The organism is Dolichospermum flos-aquae CCAP 1403/13F (assembly GCF_012516395.1).
Classification (GTDB): Bacteria; Cyanobacteriota; Cyanobacteriia; order Cyanobacteriales; family Nostocaceae; genus Dolichospermum; species Dolichospermum lemmermannii.
The window spans coordinates 1,167,048-1,187,317 of the sequence record NZ_CP051206.1 but is presented as its reverse complement, the minus strand read 5'-3'; the positions used below and the strand labels follow the sequence as shown (position 1 = coordinate 1,187,317).

General features: G+C 37.9%; 6 protein-coding genes, 1 tRNA gene and 1 pseudogene. 1 reads left to right on the top strand and 7 read right to left on the bottom strand.

Annotated features, from left to right (window positions below):
- Positions 1 to 45 precede the first annotated feature (45 nt).
- Together def and HGD76_RS05945 are read right to left on the bottom strand one after the other, a co-directional pair.
- The gene (def, locus tag HGD76_RS05950; RefSeq protein WP_168695245.1) at positions 46 to 582 is read right to left on the bottom strand and encodes a peptide deformylase; all 537 of its coding nucleotides are present in this window, start codon (positions 580 to 582) and stop codon (positions 46 to 48) included.
- Positions 583 to 1,493: 911 nt separating this feature from the next.
- A tRNA-Lys gene (locus tag HGD76_RS05945) sits at positions 1,494 to 1,565 on the bottom strand.
- A 445-nt stretch (positions 1,566 to 2,010) separates the two neighbouring features.
- Here HGD76_RS05945 and HGD76_RS05940 point away from each other — a divergent pair.
- Positions 2,011 to 3,144, top strand: coding sequence for an ISAs1-like element ISAsp2 family transposase (locus tag HGD76_RS05940; RefSeq protein WP_168694588.1), 1,134 nt, complete (start codon positions 2,011 to 2,013; stop codon positions 3,142 to 3,144).
- A 280-nt stretch (positions 3,145 to 3,424) separates the two neighbouring features.
- On the opposite strand, the pseudogene HGD76_RS05935 reads toward HGD76_RS05940, so the two are convergent.
- From HGD76_RS05935 to HGD76_RS05915, 5 genes and pseudogenes are all read right to left on the bottom strand, one after another.
- A pseudogene (locus HGD76_RS05935) lies at positions 3,425 to 4,945 on the bottom strand (ABC transporter ATP-binding protein/permease); the annotation flags it as partial.
- Between the two features lie 235 nt (positions 4,946 to 5,180).
- Positions 5,181 to 6,359: a hydroxymethylglutaryl-CoA lyase-like TIM-barrel protein gene (locus HGD76_RS05930; RefSeq protein WP_168695244.1), complete on the bottom strand. Its 1,179-nt coding sequence runs from the start codon at positions 6,357 to 6,359 to the stop codon at positions 5,181 to 5,183.
- Positions 6,360 to 6,546: 187 nt separating this feature from the next.
- Positions 6,547 to 10,788 carry a non-ribosomal peptide synthetase gene (locus HGD76_RS05925; protein ID WP_168695243.1) on the bottom strand — a complete coding sequence of 1,414 codons (4,242 nt, stop codon included), beginning with the start codon at positions 10,786 to 10,788 and terminating at the stop codon, positions 6,547 to 6,549.
- Positions 10,785 to 18,386: a non-ribosomal peptide synthetase gene (locus HGD76_RS05920; protein ID WP_442873230.1), complete on the bottom strand. Its 7,602-nt coding sequence runs from the start codon at positions 18,384 to 18,386 to the stop codon at positions 10,785 to 10,787. Before HGD76_RS05920 ends, HGD76_RS05925 begins: the two co-directional genes overlap by 4 nt.
- A gap of 240 nt (positions 18,387 to 18,626) precedes the next feature.
- Entirely contained in the window at positions 18,627 to 19,760 is a 1,134-nt protein-coding gene (locus HGD76_RS05915) for an ISAs1-like element ISAsp2 family transposase (RefSeq protein WP_168694588.1), read from the bottom strand.
- Positions 19,761 to 20,270: the final 510 nt, after the last annotated feature.

Here is a 20,270-nt window from a genome sequence, read left to right as displayed (position 1 = left end):
AGAATTTAGATCCCCGACTTCTTAGAGAAGTCGGGGATCTGTGGATCACTCATTTTTACCAATCACCGATTTTTGATATTCTTCTTCACTAATTAAATCCTGATTGTTTTCTACCCGATCTAAAAATACTAATCCCTCCAAATGATCATACTCGTGTTGAAAAATTCGGGCAACAAAATCAGTTAATTCTTGTTTTTGTAAATTGCCATAACGGTCTGTATATTCAACTTCAATTGTTTGATATCTAAGGACTAAACCCCTAATTCCAGGAACACTTAAACAACCTTCCCAACCTTTAACCATTTCCGAAGAATGGGCAACAATTCGGGGGTTAATCATTGCGGTCGGCTGCATTTCTGGTGCGTGGGGATATCTGGCATTAGGACGGGAAGCAACGATAAATAAACGGTAGGATGCTGCTATTTGTGGTGCAGCAATTCCCACCCCATTAGCTTGAGCAACTGAGGTAATTAATTCATCAATGAGGTTTTGAATTTCTTGATTTTGAATATTCTCAACCGCAGCAGCTTTTTGTCGTAATATTGGATTACCTAATTTAATGATTGGTGCTAATTCATTCATTTTCAAATCTGATATCGCTAGTTTTGTTCAAATTTTATAAATATCGCCGACTTGTTAATGATTATACCATTGATGATGTGCGATCGCCTTCCGTGGCCTCGCCTTGTACCTCGCACGAGTTATGGAATTAAACGAAGCACTCCAGGCACCCCAGAACACGGAAGAATACAGAAGACACTCGGAATATTGTGCGTCCCGTCCTGTCTGTGTGTTGGGGGGTGGGGCAAGAAGGCGGGAAGGGCAAGAAGGCGGAACGATTTTAAGTGGGTGACTGGCAAGTAAAGTTTTTTTGAAAAAACGTTGTGTTGTGTAAAAAAACTTTTTGTATGATATACTCGGTGTGAGTATGAGTATTTCGTCTTTTGTCGACAACATTACACACACGACTTCCGACTAAAAACCATGAAAACATCAACCAAAACAAAAACGGCTAGAATTGTCATTGACGAACTCCCTTCCGCAGGCACTTCTAATCCAGTCAACTTGAACTCAGCCGCGGCTGTGGCTATTAGAGGCGGCATGGCATTAAATTATGTAATAATTGAAGACCTAATAGTACTAAGACATACTGAAGAAAAGTTGAAGGTAGCCACACGATGACCCATTTTTTATTTTTTTTTCATTTTTCAAACACAAATGTTCCAAAAGGTCAAAAGCTTTTTGGAACGTTTTTTTCAGCCTAGTGCTTACCTGGCACCGTCCCATTCTATTCGGGATTTTGCAAAAGGTATAAAAGCCAAAAACCGATAAAAAACGCCAATGGGGCAGTAAGCTGCTGCCAAATGTGATGAAAAGTGAAAGCAAAAATAAAGAAAATAATATCAAAAAAAAACCAATTTACCTTGACTAGGTATTGACTAAAACTAGGCAATACCTAGTCAAGGTCAAATCTTGAAAACGCTGAAAGCTAATGGGTGAGGAGGGAATCGAACCCGCAACCAATTGATTAAGAGTCAACTGCTCTACCGTTGAGCTACTCACCCGTTCATTAATTCATGATATCAGACTTTTGAATTTTGCGCTAGTGTTGCAGTTAAAGAACTGGACAAAGTGGAAATTGGTTGACACTCTCAGCGGCTAAAGCCGCTGAGATTCTGCGGACAGAATATACTTAGGTAGTACCCCAAAGCCGAATTCTCGCTACGGTCGTCAAACACGGTCTACCCTTTCAAAACTTCAAAACATTTACGTCAATTTACTTATGTCTCCTAACATTGACTTAGCAGGAATTACCCAGGGGAAACGCATCTAATTTTTTTTGACAAAATGTAACTTCTATGAATAGATAAAAAGGGCAGTATTACCATGTTAATATCAAGCCAATAAATGAGTATGAAGAAAATTTGATGGTAAATTCGTTTCTATAAGAATCAATAAAATGAGTTGAAGTGGTATTCTCAATAAAACTAAAGAGACAAAATTCACAAAATGAAGCTACCACCAAAAATCACAATAGTAGATCACTTTAAAGATTTAGAAGATAAAAGAGTTGAGAGAACAAAAAGGCATAAATTAATAGATATAGTAACCATTGCGATTTGTGCAGTGATCTGTGGAGTAGATAGTTGGGTATTGATGGAGGCTTATGGAAAAAAGAAAGAAAAATGGCTAAAACAATTTTTAGAACTTCCAAACGGGATTCCATCTCATGATACATTCGCCAGAGTATTTGCGAGAATAGATCCGCAACAATTTCAGAATTGTTTTTTGAGTTGGATAAAATCTATCAATAAAATTACAGAAGGAGAAGTCATAGCAATAGATGGGAAAACATTAAGGCATTCATATGATAAAGGAAAGGATAAAGGTGCGATTCACATGGTAAGTGCATGGGCAACTAGTAATAAATTAGTATTAGGACAATGTAAAGTAGAAGAAAAGTCAAATGAAATAACAGCCATACCGGAATTAATTAAAGTATTAGATATAGCCGGATGTTTAGTAACGATTGATGCGATGGGGTGTCAAAAAGAGATAGTAAAATCAATTGCAGAAAAATCAGGCGAATATATTATCGCACTCAAAAAGAATCAAGGTAATTTATATAAGAATGTAGAAGAAATCTTCAAAGAAGCTATATCTAAAGGGTTTGAGGGATTCAAATATAGTGAATTTCATACAAAAGAAGACAAACATGGAAGAGAAGAGATTCGTCATTATCTCATGTTATCAGACATAGAAGAAAGAATAGATACTGATAAGAAATGGGTAAATCTTCAAAGTGTAGGAATGGTAGAATATATACGAAAAGTTAATGGAAAAACGAAGGTTGAGACAGGCTATTATATAAGTAGTTTGACAAATAATGCGAAATTACTAGGAGAATCAGTCCGCACTCATTGGGGTATAGAGAATTCATTACACTGGGTTTTAGATGTAGCTTTTAGAGAAGATGATTGTCGGATAAGAAAGGATAATGCACCACAAAACTTTGCAGTTATTCGTCATATAGCAGTTAATCTTTTAGGAAAAGAAAAAAGCCAAAAACTAGGAACTAAAAGTAAGCAGTTTTGTGCAGGATGGGATGATGAATATTTAGAGAAGATTTTAGAATGTATCTGATAAAAATCAGAAAATATAGACAAATATAAATATAACCAATTTATTTTTCTGTTGATTCTACAATAGAATCTATATTTTTGATGCCAAAAAATATAGATATTAATATATAGAACTGAACAAAATAAATCCATCATTAAAAATAAATAATTACTCTAAATTTATGAAATTTTTATAATTTTAATAAAGGAATTTATCAGATTTTGAATGAAGTTAGATATTTTCCCATATTGATGCACTAATATAGTATTCTGTCAAGATAATTTAGATGCGTTTCCCCTGGTTGTTCTCCCAATGAGAGTATATTTTCCCAAGGAACTTCTGTATCAAAGCCATCTATACGACTAACTAAGTTTTGTAAATTAACTTGTTGTAAAATCTCTTTAAGTTCTGCATCGCTCATTTTGCGATTTGTATGCGGATAAAGTAACTGTTCGCGCAAAGTACCTAGAATTATATAAGGACGTTGGGGTAGGAATAAAACTTCTTCTAGGGGGGGTCTTACCAAACGACCAGTTCCCGCATTCCACAAACCAGCGATCGCTCTCAACAGAGAACTTTTACCTCGACCACTAGGCCCAACAATTAATAACCCCTCTCCAGGTTGAACACTCAAAGACAAATTTTCGACGATTACCTGTTCATAGTTGGGTGTTTGTAAAGTAACATTCTCAAAAGCTAAACGGTTTTCTTCTATTGTCTTAATCGTACTGACATTTTCTGGTAATTTGTTGACTGCTTCTAACGCATTTGACAATTCAACTAAACGTTCAACATAAATAGAAAATCTTCCTGAAGTTGCAAATTCTCTGATTAATTCGGCTATAGCATTGGCAAACAGATTACAAGCTAAACTAGCTTGAGCAATTTCCCCAAAATCAATTTCCCCTTTAATCTGTAAAGGTCCGAATACTATAAATGGAAATATTTGGATAATAGCCTGATATGCTCTGTTAAAAATATCCTGACTTCTTTCCCAATTAATCTTGCGTTTGGTATTTTGAATAATCTTATTAAATCTGCGCTGAATCATATTTAATTCTTGTTCTTCTCCTTGAAAGAAAGCTATTGATTCAGCATGATTACGAACATGAGTCAGACTATAAGTGTGGTTTGCCGTAAATTCGAGTCCCTCTTCTTGAATCTTATTTAATTGTTCAGCTAAATAAAGGGCAATTAAATTACCCGCTATAGTATAAACAAGCAGGGCAATTGCTACAAATTTAGAAAGGCTCCAGAGAATAATTAAAAAAGTTGTCATTTCCAGGACTTTTTCTAAACAAGTCGCTGAAAAGCTGAGAGCATTTCTAGTCAAAGGTTCGATTTCTTGGGATATTTGTTGATCTGGATTACTAACATCAGATTGAAAGTTGATTTTATAGTAGGCACGATTACTTAAATATTTTGATAAAATTTGATGATTTAACCATTCATACCAATCAAGAGAAATTTGTTTTCTAACAAATCTAGAAAATCCTACTAAAAGTGTCACCAAAACCAGAGCAGCACCGTAAACCAATAATATATCAATAAATTTCTTTAAATCTTTTTCTTCAGTAATCACATCAAGCAAATAACGGCTAACAAAGCTATTAAAAGCAGTTACGCTTACAAGTGCGACAATTAATAATATGAGAAGAATCAGCATTCCCCATGTCCGCACTACATCTGAGAATGCTCTACCGTTGGCTTCTGTGGGATACCAATAAGGACCAATAACCGCTTTGACATTTTCCCAAAATCGGTTAGCAACTGGAGCAGAATTATTTGTGGCGGATTTATCAATAAAAGGTTTAGCTTGCATCTTAAAAAAATTATTTTAGTGTTTTGAGGTAGGGAACAGGGAACAGAAAAGACGGACTTGATACCCACTAAGTCTTGTATGGCTACAGCAAGCTATCAAAAATCAAATAGGAGTCCGATAGCATTCCATATTAATACTCAGGAGCAAAAAGCCAGACTAGCAATCCAGTATTGAGCTAATACTCTCCTGATTCTTTAAATATTCCGAATTCTGAGTCGTAAATTTTTACGATTGATTATTCAAAGATACCATCTTTCCATAGTTCTAAGACTTCGTTAGCTGTAAAGTAACATTCTTTTTCCATTGCCAGAGATTTGATGACGGAACGCATTTTTTCATACTGCTTTCTAGATTGAGGATTTTGCAGTTGTTTTTCAAATAGATATTGGAAATTACTGACTCCACTCCATTTGCCAAATACAACATCTATTTTGTTATGTGGAAATACTGCATAGCTCTTGGGATCACGAAACAAAGAATTAACATGAATACCTGATTCGTGGCGTTGTGCAGTTTGAGAGTAAGGAGATGCGGGACGAATCCCCAGTTGCTCAATATAATTAGTCACTGCGGCGATCGCATCATAGTTGATCCCCTGGACTTCAATGCCAAACCGGACTCGCAACCCATTTAACACCTGCTCAATGGCAACATTTCCGGCTCGTTCTCCAATCCCGCAAAACGTCCCCGATACTAAAGTCGCTCCCGCCATCAGAGACTGGAGAGTATTTTCCAGAGCCAACCCCATATCATTGTGGTAGTGTACCCCCAGTCCTACCCCAGTAGTGGATTGCAGCAAGTCATGAATCCAGATATAACTCTTTTCTGGATTTAGCACCCCTACTGTATCACACAGTAAAAAGTTTTCAATATAAGGACTGCATGAGCGAATACATTCCACCAAAAAGTCAAAATCCGCTCTAGAAGCATCCTCCGCAGCAAAATTGACTCTGAGTCCCGCCACTTTTGTGGCATAGTGCAAATTTTCTACAATGACATTAATAGCATTCTGACGAATTCTATTGATGATTGCGGATGGGATATCATCATCAATTGTTTTTCCTTGGAATTCGCTCATGAGGCGAATTTCGGGATCTCGCAGAAACAGCAAACGATCAGAAACAGCATGAAACAAAATAATGCGCTTAACCCCGCAGTTCTTCGCATGATCAATATACTCTTTTCCCATCATCGTAGAAGCAGTGACAACACCATCCAATCCCTCTGATACTAATGTTTTAACTAGTTTAGCCTCCTGTTCATAAACATAGGGCATGATGCAAAGTTCATCAACTCCTGTTTGGGCAATCAGATGAGCCAGTTTGTGTTTGGTGGGATAAGAGAAAAAAATGCCTACTTGCTGTTCTCCATCCCTAAGGGTTTCGTCGGAAATTTTAATCGAAAGAGTTTGCATTGTTTTATACCAATTTAAAATTGAAAATCAAGAAAATTAGAATTAAGTAGGTGAACACAATAAAACCAAACTGTGTAAAGAAATGTAAAATCGCCTAAACCCTCTTCACTCTTGCCTCTGGTTACTGAGCGAAGTCGAAGTATTGCCTTTTGCCTTGCCATAACGACAATTTTCAACGCCAACCTACTTAAGTCATCATTAACCGTAAGTTTGAAGTCAATATGTTTACATTGGGTTCATGAAGCATTTGACCGTGGGTTCCAGGTACAGATATCACCTTGACGGGATTTTGAGTGTATGCCTGCCATCCCCAGTCCGGTAAATCGTAATCAGTAAGCGTTTGGAGTTCTCGCACCAGTATTTCCGGCACGTCTTCAGCGCGGAATAAAACAATCGGGGCAGAAATGGGATGAGCAGGCTGATAATCTACGTAATTGAGCGTCTGTACTCTCATAATTTGCATATTAGTTTTAAGTAAATCAAGGCTGGCGTGTTCCGGTAGGACATTATGACGGTATAAATAATCTGCCGCCAAATCCCAACGGGCTTGGTCATCGCGTTGAGCTGCTAAATCAGCGTATTCTAAACCGAAAGAAACTCCTTTTAAAGCTTCGATTCGTTGGATTATTTGCCAAATCCAATCAATATCTGCTCTATTTTTGAAATGTTCCGGATTAGAAACCAATCCCGAATCCAAGATAGCTAGTAAACTCACCTTTTCACCTTGCTGCTCCAGTTGGGAAGCTATTTCAAAAGCGACACTACAACCGGAAGAGTACCCCAGCAATATATAAGGTCCTTGGGGTTGCTGTTGACGTAATTGGGCAATCAGTTGACTTGCGTGGTCAGCTACTGAGTGAGGAAGTATGCTCAGTCCGTCTCTTCCTGGTGCATCGAGTCCATAGACAGGATGTTCAGTGCCTAAATTGATTGCCAAATCTCGAAAATAGAAACCGTGTCCGTTGGAGCCAGATACGCAAAATAGGGGGGTGGCATCTCCTAGAGGCTGAATCGTTACTAAATCAGGATTTGACTCTTGAATCTCCCTATTACCTATGTGTTGTGCCAGTTGAGCAATAGTAGGATTCTGAAATAAACTTCTCAAGGCCAGTTGTTGTCCCAACTCTTGTTGCACAAGATTGAGTAATTTGACTGCCAATAAAGAATGGCCGCCCAAATCGAAAAAGTTATCATGAATGCCAATTTTTTGACGTTCAAGAAGAGCAGACCAAATTTGCGCTAATTGTGCTTCGACTTTGTGGCGCGGGGGTGTGTATGCAGCTTGAACGCTAATATTAGGAACAGGTAAAGCTTTCCGGTCAATTTTGCCATTGGGAGTTAAAGGTAACTTGTCCAATACGACAATTTGAGCAGGAATCATGTAATCAGGTAAACTCGATTTGAGGTAATTTTTCAAATCACTGCAAAAATCATCATCAATTCCCGTTACATAAGCAATTAAACTTTGGTTATTCTCAGTTTTATTTACAGTTACAACAGCTTCTTTAACTAATGGATATTGTAATAAAAGTGATTCAATTTCCCCTAATTCAATCCTAAAACCCCGTAATTTTACCTGCTCATCCATGCGTCCTAGATATTCTAAATTGCCATCATCTCTCCATCTTGCTAAATCCCCAGTTTTATAAATTCGCTCAACTTGACTGAATAATTCCACTTCAATAAATTTTTCGGCAGTTAATTCAGGACGATGGAGATAACCTCGCGCCAAACCAACACCCGCAATGCACAACTCACCAGGAATACCAGGGGGTAATGGTTGATGATGTCTATCTAAAATGTAAGTGCGGAGATTAGATAACGGTTGACCAATTAGTGGTTTTTTCCCATCGGGTTGACAAACAGCTATACTGGTACAAACTGTAGATTCTGTTGGTCCATAACCATTAAAAAAACTTCTTCCTTTTGCCCAACGGTTAACTAATTCTTTGGAGCAAACTTCACCAGCAGTAATTAAAATTTGCAAATCAGGTAAGGTGGCTTGAGGTAACAAAGATAAAACTGAAGGTGGGATAGTAAGATGAGTAATTTTGTGTTCAGTTAAAAAGTCAATCAGTTCTTGACTAGGTAACAAGGTTTCTTTTTTTGTTAGATACAAACAAGCACCTGCAGAAAGAGTAGGAGCAATTTCCCAAATGGAAGCATCAAAACTGAAATTAGCAAACTGTAGTACACGACTTTGGGGTTGAATTTGCAAAATTTCATCAACTGCCAAAATTAAATTTACCAGTCCTCGATGTTCAATCATTACCCCTTTGGGTTTTCCCGTTGAACCAGAGGTATAAATAACATAAGCTAAATTATCGCAATTGAAGGTGTTCACTGAGCGAAGTCGAAGTGTTGACAATTGACAATTGACAATTGGTGATGGGTATTTGTCTAGTTCTGCATCTAAATAAACAACTTTAACAGGATTTTCTAAACTATCTAAAGGCAATTTATGTATTACAAAACTTTGAGTTAATAAAACCGATATCCGCGAATCTTCTAACATGAACTTGATTCTTTCTGGGGGATAATTAGGATCAATCGGTACATAAGCACCACCAGCTTTAAGAATACCCAAAACACCAATGATCATTTCTAAAGAACGTTCAACACTAATACCAATTAAAGTATCTGGTTGAACTTGGTAATTTTCAATTAAATAATCAGCTAATTGCTCGGCTTTTTCATTTAATTGTTGATAAGTTAGACTTTCCGATTCAAAAACTACAGCAATATTATGAGGATTTTTGGCAACTTGCTCTGCAAATATGTCAACAAAAGTTTTATCTTGAGGATAATCAGTTTGAGTTTGATTCCAGCGTTGTATTTGTAGCAGTTCCGTTGCTGTCATCAAAGGTAAAGTATTGATTGATTGGTGTGGATGATCAATAATTCCCTTCAGCAGCACTGTAAACTGTTCCGCCATGCGTTGGATAGTACCCCGTTCAAACAAGTCTGTAGCATATTCCCAAGAGCAATTCAACTGGTTGTCAGATTCGGTTACTAACAGCGTTAAATCAAACTTAGCGATCGCACCCTTGACTCCCAGCAATTCAGTATCTAACCCTGATAAATCCAAATCTGGACTAGCATTATTTTCCAGAGTAAACATGACCTGGAATAAAGGGTTATAGCTCATACTGCGTTCTGGTCGTAACTTTTCTACCAGCACATCAAAGGGAACGTCTTGATGAACATAAGCATCTAAACAAGTTTGGCGAGTTTGTTGTAAAAACTCAATAAAACTTAGCTCTAGTTTGATTTGCTGACGCATAACCAAAGTATTCACAAAAAAGCCAATTAACCCTTCAGTTTGGCTATGGGTGCGGTTAGCAATGGGAGAACCAATACATAAGTCTTCTTGCCGACTATAACGAGATAGTAAAATGCTCAAAGTAGCCAACAAGGTCATATATAAACTTACGCCTTGCTGTTGACTAAAAGCATTAACAGCAGCAGTTAATTCCGGTGTAAGAGCATAGATATAGCGATCGCCTCTGTAACTTTGCTGTGCTGGACGGGGATAATCTGTAGGTAATTCCAGTAATGGGGAAGCATCACCTAGTTGATGTTTCCAGTAATTAATCTGCTTTTCTAATACTTCTCCTTGTAACCAGTGGCGTTGCCAAGTTGCATAGTCACTGTATTGAATCGGTAAAGGAGCAAAATTCGGGGTCTTACCTTGAGAATAAGCAGTATAAGCCTGCCATAACTCCCGCAAAAATACTCCCATTGACCAGCCATCACTGATAATGTGGTGCATATTGATAGCCAAGACAGATTTTTGCTCCTCCAATTGCAGCAGTTTAGCTTTAAATAAAGGGCCAGTATTTAAGTCCAAGTGTTGTTGTGCATGAGCGTCAATTAGATCTTGGATATTTGGGCATTGGGTATCTAAATCAAGCTCTCCCTTGTTCCCACTCCCTAATTTCCGGCAATCTTGTACTGTTAAAACTGCGATTTCGTCTAAACTGCGAATGGCAACTTGTGGTTGTCCGGCAACTGTAGGAAAATACATCCTCAGACTCTCGTGCCGATTCAGCAGATCAGCCAAACTAGAATGTAGGGCATCAATATTCAGGTTGCCGTTCAGTTGTAAAGCGATCGGCATATTGTAAGTAGCTGATGACCCTTGGAGTTGTGCTAATAGCCAGAGACGTTGTTGAGCAAAGGACAGAAGCTTGGGAGAGTCAGCGCTTAAAGCCGGAATTTCCGCTGTAGAAACAGCTTGTGTTTTAGCAGCTTTCAAGAAAGTGAGAATATCTGCTTTCCGGTCTTGAATTTCCTGCTTGAGTTCAGCAGTGAGGGCGTTTTTGCTAGTACGAATCCGTAACTTATCATCTTCAGCCCAAATTCGGCAGCCCATATTCTGCAACCGCAGCATCAAAGAAACTATTTGCTGATTTTGTGTCATGGTCATAGTTCAATTTCCTCTTCGTCTGAGTTTAAAGGTTGTATATCTGTGGTTGTCGAATTAACCCAAATGCAGCTATCTATATAATTTGCCAAGTCAATGATAGTAGGAGACTCAAATACTTGACGCAGTGGCAGTTCTACTTTGAAAGTGTCACGAATGCGGTAGCAAAGTTGGGTAGCTAATAAAGAATGTCCTCCCAAGTTGAAGAAGTTATCTTGTCGGGCTATGACCTCATATTTCAATAACTTCGCCCAAAGTTGAGCCAGCAATTTTTCGGTCTCCGTTACAGGCAATTCAATATCTGTGACTGCAATTTTTGGATCTGGTGCAGGTAAAGCTTTTCTGTCTACTTTACCATTTGGTGTCAGTGGCAGTTTGTCCAAAACAACAAAATGACTGGGAATCATATAATCAGGCAGGGTTTTCTCTAAAAAGTCCCGCCATTCTGCTAATAAAGCTGGATCAATTTGATTGGTGCGATATTGCAACGGTTGATTAGCGTAATTTTGCCAAGGTTTGAGCCGCCAATTGCCTTTTGTCGCAAATCTTGGGATTTTGTCTTCTTCAAAGATATGCCGTTGAAAAACAACATCGTAATCAGAAAATCCTGTGGAGCTATATTGGATAAAAGCCTTATAGGGCAAATCTCGCGCTAAATTTCGGAATGCTTCCGGTTCTATCCCTGATTTCACTTGGGCAATTGCCGCTTTTAAATCTGTGACAGTACCATCTAATTGAGGAATTTGTGCTAACAACGCCATTTCTGAAGTTAGACGTGCATTAGGAATATTCTTAATCCCTAGTAAATCTGGTTGCTCGGTTGTTAAAATTCTCTCAATTGTTGCCAGATTTAACTGTTGTTCTTGCCAATCTAAGCATTGAGGTTGAGTTAGGGGAATATCTACTTGATCTAAATGTAAAATAACATCATAACGAAAACGACTCATTTCCGTATGACTGTAACCCCGTTTTAATTCAATTTGGACGTGACTAATCCGAGAAAATCTTTGCTTGAGAGCGATAAAGAAATCAGGGTCAATCAGCAATTCTTCTTCCGTGCGAATCCTGTTTTGAATTTTTTGGCGCAAGTCCTGAATTGATAAGTCATCAGGGGCGCGATAAAATTCTGTGGTGGTGTGGAAAGCTGCTAATAAATGGAGATTTCGCACGTCCCCAATCAATATTTTTCCTTGATGGCTCACAGTTTTGATTGCCCCTTCAATTACTGACAACAAGTAATCTAAAGAAGGGAAATACTGAATTACCGAATTAATGATTACCAAGTCATAAACATTGGATTCAATGCCATCAAACTGGTTAGCAGCACTTTGTTTTAAAGTAACTTTGTTTTGGAGAGATTGCTGTTTGAGATGTTGTTCAATATACTGCAATCCCCTCGATGCAAAATCTGTACCTAAATAATGTTGACAATGGGATGCAACTTTAAATAATAACATCCCTGTTCCGCAACCAATTTCCCAAACTCGTTTGGGTGCAAGTTCTAAAATTTGGTCAACTGTTGTATCACGCCATTCTTGCATGGCCGATCGCAAAATTGGCTCTCCTGTGTAGCTATCCTTCCAACCTGCAAGATTCAAAGTTGGATCATCGGTTGGTGTTGTTTGTTGAGTGTAGCTATCATTAAAAACTTGTTCCCACAATTCTACCTGTTCACTTTGGCTGGTATAGTCGCCTTCTGTTGTGGGGACAACATAAGTAACTAGACGTTGATAGCATTCGCTGTCTTCCCGCACCAAAACAACCGCTTCCTGAATTTTGGGGTGTTTGAGTAAAGATGCTTCAATTTCACCTAATTCAATCCGGAAACCCCGCAATTTGACTTGATGATCGATCCGCCCTAAATATTGCAAATTACCGTCAGGTAGCCATCGGGCTAAATCACCAGTTTTATAAATTCGCTCAGTTTTACCAAATAATTCTAATGTGATAAATTTTTCGGCAGTTAAATCGGGACGATGCAAATAGCCCTGTGCTAAACCTGCACCCCCAATGCACAGTTCCCCAGGAACACCGGGGGGCAGGGGTTGATTAGCATGATCTAAAATATAGATGCGAGTGTTGGCGATCGCTTTGCCAATGGTAGGTTCGTGCTGGGCATTTTTGGCAACTTTCGTAAATGTTGAATAAGTTGTGTCCTCAGAAGGTCCATAGAGGTTATAAACTTCTTGTACAGATGTATTTTGATATAAAGCTTGTACCAAGTTATTTCTTAAGGGTTCACCCGCTAAATTAATAACCTGTACACTGGACGGAATTACATTCATATTCAGGAGTTCAGCCGCCGCACTCGGTACAGTATTAATCAAAGTTATCGGGATCGAACTCTGATGTGCTTGCTCAATGTAGAGCGCATTTTCCACCAAAATTACACTCCCCCCTTGAGTCAGGGGGACAAAAATTTCAAAAATGGAGAGATCAAAACAGATTGAAGTTGATGCTAAAACACCTGCAAGCTGTTCTGTACTAAAGACTGAATGCGCCCAGTTTACAAATGCTACCGCACTAGCATGGGCAATAGCAACGCCCTTAGGTTTGCCTGTAGAACCAGAAGTATAAATTACATAAGCTAAGTCATCAAAACGAATGAATTTTTGAGGATTCTCTGTTGGGCTATCGCTCCAGGTGGGTTGATCTAAAAATACTAATTGGCAGGTACTTTTGAGTTTTTCTAAGGGAAGTTGCTGTGGCAGAGATTTCGTTGTCAGTAATACCGCAGCATGACTATCTTCGAGCATTAAATGAATGCGTTCTTGGGGATAACTCGGATCAATTGGTAGATATGTACCACCTGCTTTGAGGATCGCAAATATGCCGATCAGCATTTCCAGTGATCGCTCCATGCAAATCGCCATCAATGGGGGATCAGATAATTGTTGCTGACTTTTGAGTTGCAATAAATAATCTGCTAGGCGATTTGCTTTTTGATTGAGTTCTTGATAACTCAAGCTTTGATCTACCGACACTACTGCAATTTGATCGGGCGTTTTTGCAGCCTGATTTTCAAACAAACTCACCAAAGTATGGTTTTGAGGGTAATCTGTCTCAGTTTGATTCCAAACTTGCAGTTGTTGGATTTCTGCGGGGGTGATGATAGGTAGCTGATAAATCGGTTGTTGGGAATTTTGAACTATTGCTGTGAGCAAAACTTCAAAATGTGCCGCCATGCGCCTAATGGTTGAGGCCGCAAATAAATCTGTGGCATATTCCCACATACAGTGTAGTTGCTCGTCTCTTTCGCTCAAATCCAGCAGGATATCAAACTTGGCAAATGGGAAACTTTGTTCTAAGTATTGAATCTCCAGCCCTGGTAAATGAACCTTCGCCCCTGCTCCAACCGCATTTTGCAACACCATCATCACTTGGAACAAGGGATTGTGGCTGAGACTGCGTTCTGGTTGTAACTTTTCAACTAAATACTCAAAAGGAATGTCTTGATGAGCATAAGCATCTAAGCAAGTTTGGCGAGTTTGTTGCAGTAACTCACTAAAGCTTTGCTCTGACTTGATTTTGCTTCGCAATACTAAGGTATTGACAAAAAAGCCAATTAACCCTTCTGTATAGCTATGGGTGCGATTAGCGATCGCAGAACCAACACATAAATCCTCTTGGCGGCTGTAACGGGATAGTAAGATATTAAAAGCAGTCAACAGGGTCATAAATAAACTCACCCCTTGTTGTTGACTAATAGCTTTAAGTTTCTGAGTCAGTTCTTTGCTCAAAGAAAATTCTTCACGCTCACCTTGGTAACTTTGTTGCGCTGGACGGAGATAATCAGTCGGTAATTCCAGCAAGCGAGGCGCATCCCCTAGTTGTTGTTGCCAATAATTTTCTTGAGTTAATAAGGTTTCCCCTTGTAACCAACTGCGCTGCCAAGCTGCAAAATCACTATATTGAATCGCTAATGGTGACAAGTTCGGCACAGATCCCGCAGCATAAGCAGTATAAGCTTGTTCCCATTCTCGCTTAAATACTCCCATGGACCAGCCATCACTAATAATGTGGTGCATATTAATCAGCAGGACATTTTTCTGCTCACTCAGTTGCAGCAGTTTCGCTTTGAACACTGGACCAGTATTTAAGTCAAAGGATTTTTGAGCGTGAAGATCAGATAAATGTTGCACAGTTTCCCCTTGAGTTTGGGGAGGGAGTGCTTGTAAGTCGGCAATTTCTAATACTTCTATATCTTCGACATTTTTAACTACTACTTGGGGTTCTCCCTCCAAAGTAGGGAAATAAGAGCGTAGACTGCTATGCCGTTCTAGCAGATAAGTTAAACTTTGCCGCATAGCTTCTAAATTTAGGTTGCCATCTAGTTGAAAGGCCACTGGCATATTATAGGTAGAAGAAGTTCCTTTCGCTTCCAGTTGAGCGATAAACCAAAGTCTTGATTGGGCAAAAGACGGAGTTTTTGGTTCATTTTCTGGCTGGGGTGAAATGGGAGGTAAAGCAACACTCGCAGATGCTTGATCAATTTCCCTCGCTAACTCAGATAAAATGTTTTGCTCAAATATCTTACGAACAGGTACTTCTACCCCGAAAATATCACGAATTCGGGTAACTAATTGAGTAGCTAACAGGGAATGTCCACCTAATTCAAAGAAGTTATCAGAACGACCAACAGATTTAACTTTTAATAAACCTTGCCATAAACTAGCGAGTAGTTCTTCTGTGGGAGTTACTGGTATTTCCAAATCAGTAGAAGCGGTTGTATCTGGTGCTGGTAATGCGCGGCGATCTAGTTTACCATTAGCAGTCAGAGGAAATTGATCCAAAACCATAATCTGGCTAGGAATCATATAATTTGGGAGGCGATTTTTGAGGTATTCTCTCACTTTTTCAGCTACATTGGCGGATTTTTCTGTTGCCATAATATAAGCTACTAATCTAGGATTATTATCAATTTCATACAAAATGACAACAGCTTCTTGAACTAATGGATGTTGTAATAACAGTGATTCAATTTCTCCGAGTTCAATTCTAAAACCCCGTAATTTTACTTGCTCATCAATCCGACCCAAATATTCTAAATTGCCATCATAATCCCATTTTGCTAAATCACCAGTTTTATAAATGCGCTCAGTTTTACCGAATAAATCAATTTCCATAAATTTCTCGGCTGTAATTTCAGGACGATTGAGATAACCTCTAGCTAAACCAACCCCAGAAATACATAATTCTCCTGGTATTCCTGGAGGTAATAGTTGATTGTTTGCATCTAAAATATAGATATTAGCATTAGGTATTGGTTTACCAATTGCTGGTTTTTCGCCATTGGGTTGACAAAGATAAATAGCTGCGGTCACAGTAGATTCTGTTGGACCGTAGCAATTATATAAATGTTGTTCTCTTCCCCATTGACTTACTAATTCAGCCGGACAAGCCTCTCCTCCAACAGTTAAACATTGTAAATCAGGGAAACTCGCCTTTGGTAAGACAGATAAAGCTGAAGGTGATAAAAAGCCGTGAGTAATTTTGTGTTCAGTTAAAAAGTTAACTAAGCTTTGACCAGGTAACAAAGTATCTTTATTGCCTAAATATAAACAAGCACCTGCTGATAAAGCAGTCGCAATTTCACCAATAGATAAATCAAAACTAAAAGACCCAAATTGCAGTAAGCGGCTGTAATTTTGAACTTGAAAAGTTGTATTCCAGGCTAAAGCTAGATTGACAATTGCCCGATGTTCAATCATTACCCCCTTGGGTTGTCCTGTTGAACCGGAAGTATAAATAACATAGGCTAAATTATCAGGCTGGCTTTGAGAATGAGGATTATCTGTTGTTTCTTGAGCAAAATTTTCTGGATCTAAACAAATAACTTGAACAGAATTTTCTAAATTATCTAAAGGTAATTGCTCTAATAAAAAACTTTGTGTTAGTAATACCGATATCTCGGAGTCTGCTAACATAAACTGAATCCGTTCTTGGGGATAATTGGGATCAATTGGTACATAAGCACCACCAGACTTGAGGATACCAAGTACACCAATAATCATTTCTAAAGAACGTTCAACAGCAATACCAATTAATTTATCTGGTTGAATTTGGTGATTTTTTAGTAAATAATTAGCTAATTGATTGGCTTTTTTATTCAATTGTTGATAAGTTAGCTGCTGAGATTCAAAAACTACAGCAATATGATCAGGATTTTTAATAACTTGTTGTTCAAATAAGTCCACTAAAGTCTGATCGCGGGGGTATGATGTTTGAGTTTGGTTCCAATTTTGTAGTTGCTGAATTTCTGTTTCTGTCAGCAAGGATAGAGTATTAATTGGTTTATTTGGATGATCAATAATTTGCTTCAGTAGAACTTCAAAATGTCCCACCATTCGTTGGATTGTTTCAGATTCAAATAAATCAGTCGTATATTCCCATTCTCCTGTTAAACCTTGCGGTGTTTCTCGGAAAATTAACGACAAATCCAACAAAGTCGTTGTATTTTCCCATGTAAATGGGGTCAGGGTTAATCCATTGGTTGACAATATTTCTTGAGTTTCATTTTGAAAACCAAAAACAACTTGAAATAGGGGATGATGAGAAAGCGATCGCTCTAATCCCAGTTCATCAACCAGTTTTTCAAAGGGCAAATCCTGATGATCATAAGCATCTAGAGTTACTTGTTTGACTCGTTCCAGTAATTCTTTAAAAGTTGGATTCCCTTGTAGATTAGTTCGCAATGCTAGAGTATTGACAAAAAAGCCAATTAGTGACTCTGTTTCCTGGCGGTTACGATTAGCGATCGCTGAACCAACTACAATATCCTCTTGTCCAGTGTAGCGTGAAAGTAAGAGCGTAAATACTGTCAATAAAGTCATAAACAGAGTTGTTCCTGACTGTTGACTTAAATGCTTCAACTGCTGAGTTACATCCTGATCAAGTTGCAAAAACTCACTACTTCCCCGATAGGTTTGCGTGGACGGGCGGGGTCGGTCTGTCGGCAATTCTAACAGCGGCGGAACTGCGGCTAATTGTTTTTGCCAGTAATTGAGTTGATTTTGCAAAACATCGCCCTGTAGCCATTGTCTTTGCCAGTGGGCAAAATCCGCATATTGCAGCGATAATTCTGGCAGGGGAGAGGATTCTTGTCTACAAAAGGCAGTATAAAGGGTGGACAATTCCTGACGGAAGATTCCCATTGACCAACCATCACAAACAATGTGATGAATGACAAGCAACAATAAATGGGATTGGTCAGCTAGTTGCAACAACTTTACCCGCAGCAAAGGCGCATTTGATAAATCAAAGGACTGTTGTAATTCTGTTGTAGCTAAATGCTGGGCTTTGCTTAACTGATCTTCTGCTGTTAATTGTCGCCAGTCCAGCACTTGCATTTTCATTTGAGGATGAGGATGAGGATGAATCACCTGTATAGGTGACTCATTGATCACACAAAAATTAGTACGTAATACTTCATGACGGTGGACAATTGCTGTTATAGCTTGTTCTAAAGCATTGATATTCAGCAATCCGCTAATTTGCCAGAAAAATGGGACATTATAGACGCAGTTTTCGCCTTCTAGTTGGTCAATAAACCACAGTCTTTGCAGGGGAAACGCATCTAAATTATCTTGACAGAATACTATATTAGTGCATCAATATGGGAAAATATCTAACTTCATTCAAAATCTGATAAATTCCTTTATTAAAATTATAAAAATTTCATAAATTTAGAGTAATTATTTATTTTTAATGATGGATTTATTTTGTTCAGTTCTATATATTAATATCTATATTTTTTGGCATCAAAAATATAGATTCTATTGTAGAATCAACAGAAAAATAAATTGGTTATATTTATATTTGTCTATATTTTCTGATTTTTATCAGATACATTCTAAAATCTTCTCTAAATATTCATCATCCCATCCTGCACAAAACTGCTTACTTTTAGTTCCTAGTTTTTGGCTTTTTTCTTTTCCTAAAAGATTAACTGCTATATGACGAATAACTGCAAAGTTTTGTGGTGCATTATCCTTTCTTATCCGACAATCATCTTCTCTAAAAGCTACATCTAAAACCCAGTGTAATGAATTCTCTATACCCCAATGAGTGCGGACTGATTCTCCTAGTAATTTCGCATTATTTGTCAAACTACTTATATAATAGCCTGTCTCAACCTTCGTTTTTCCATTAACTTTTCGTATATATTCTACCATTCCTACACTTTGAAGATTTACCCATTTCTTATCAGTATCTATTCTTTCTTCTATGTCTGATAACATGAGATAATGACGAATCTCTTCTCTTCCATGTTTGTCTTCTTTTGTATGAAATTCACTATATTTGAATCCCTCAAACCCTTTAGATATAGCTTCTTTGAAGATTTCTTCTACATTCTTATATAAATTACCTTGATTCTTTTTGAGTGCGATAATATATTCGCCTGATTTTTCTGCAATTGATTTTACTATCTCTTTTTGACACCCCATCGCATCAATCGTTACTAAACATCCGGCTATATCTAATACTTTAATTAATTCCGGTATGGCTGTTATTTCATTTGACTTTTCTTCTACTTTACATTGTCCTAATACTAATTTATTACTAGTTGCCCATGCACTTACCATGTGAATCGCACCTTTATCCTTTCCTTTATCATATGAATGCCTTAATGTTTTCCCATCTATTGCTATGACTTCTCCTTCTGTAATTTTATTGATAGATTTTATCCAACTCAAAAAACAATTCTGAAATTGTTGCGGATCTATTCTCGCAAATACTCTGGCGAATGTATCATGAGATGGAATCCCGTTTGGAAGTTCTAAAAATTGTTTTAGCCATTTTTCTTTCTTTTTTCCATAAGCCTCCATCAATACCCAACTATCTACTCCACAGATCACTGCACAAATCGCAATGGTTACTATATCTATTAATTTATGCCTTTTTGTTCTCTCAACTCTTTTATCTTCTAAATCTTTAAAGTGATCTACTATTGTGATTTTTGGTGGTAGCTTCATTTTGTGAATTTTGTCTCTTTAGTTTTATTGAGAATACCACTTCAACTCATTTTATTGATTCTTATAGAAACGAATTTACCATCAAATTTTCTTCATACTCATTTATTGGCTTGATATTAACATGGTAATACTGCCCTTTTTATCTATTCATAGAAGTTACATTTTGTCAAAAAAAATTAGATGCGTTTCCCCTGACAGTCTTTGTTGAGCAAAAGAAAGAGGCAAAAATTGATCCCTTGATACTGGTGTAAGCTGTGGAGATTGTTGTTGTTTTTTTAGTTTTTGTAAGACTAATTCTCGCTTTTCTGGTGAAAGATTTTCCAGCCGTTTTAGTAAATCGCTCATATAAGTAAGTAGGGTTTGCTGAAAAAGTTGTCTGTGAGGGCTAGGAGTCAGGAGTCAGGAGTCAGGAGTCAGAAGTCAGGAGGAAGAATTAGAAGAAGAGAAGAATAGTATTGAATCTATTCGACATATTTTCGCTCTTGGTGATTTGGTATTTAGTATTATCAA

Bases quoted from the DNA above. Each gene is read 5' to 3' on its own strand.
- def (WP_168695245.1), bottom strand. From the start codon at position 582: ATGAATGAATTAGCACCAATCATTAAATTAGGTAATCCAATATTACGA.
- HGD76_RS05940 (WP_168694588.1), top strand. From the start codon at position 2,011: ATGAAGCTACCACCAAAAATCACAATAGTAGATCACTTTAAAGATTTA.
- HGD76_RS05930 (WP_168695244.1), bottom strand. From the start codon at position 6,359: ATGCAAACTCTTTCGATTAAAATTTCCGACGAAACCCTTAGGGATGGA.
- HGD76_RS05925 (WP_168695243.1), bottom strand. From the start codon at position 10,788: ATGACCATGACACAAAATCAGCAAATAGTTTCTTTGATGCTGCGGTTG.
- HGD76_RS05915 (WP_168694588.1), bottom strand. From the start codon at position 19,760: ATGAAGCTACCACCAAAAATCACAATAGTAGATCACTTTAAAGATTTA.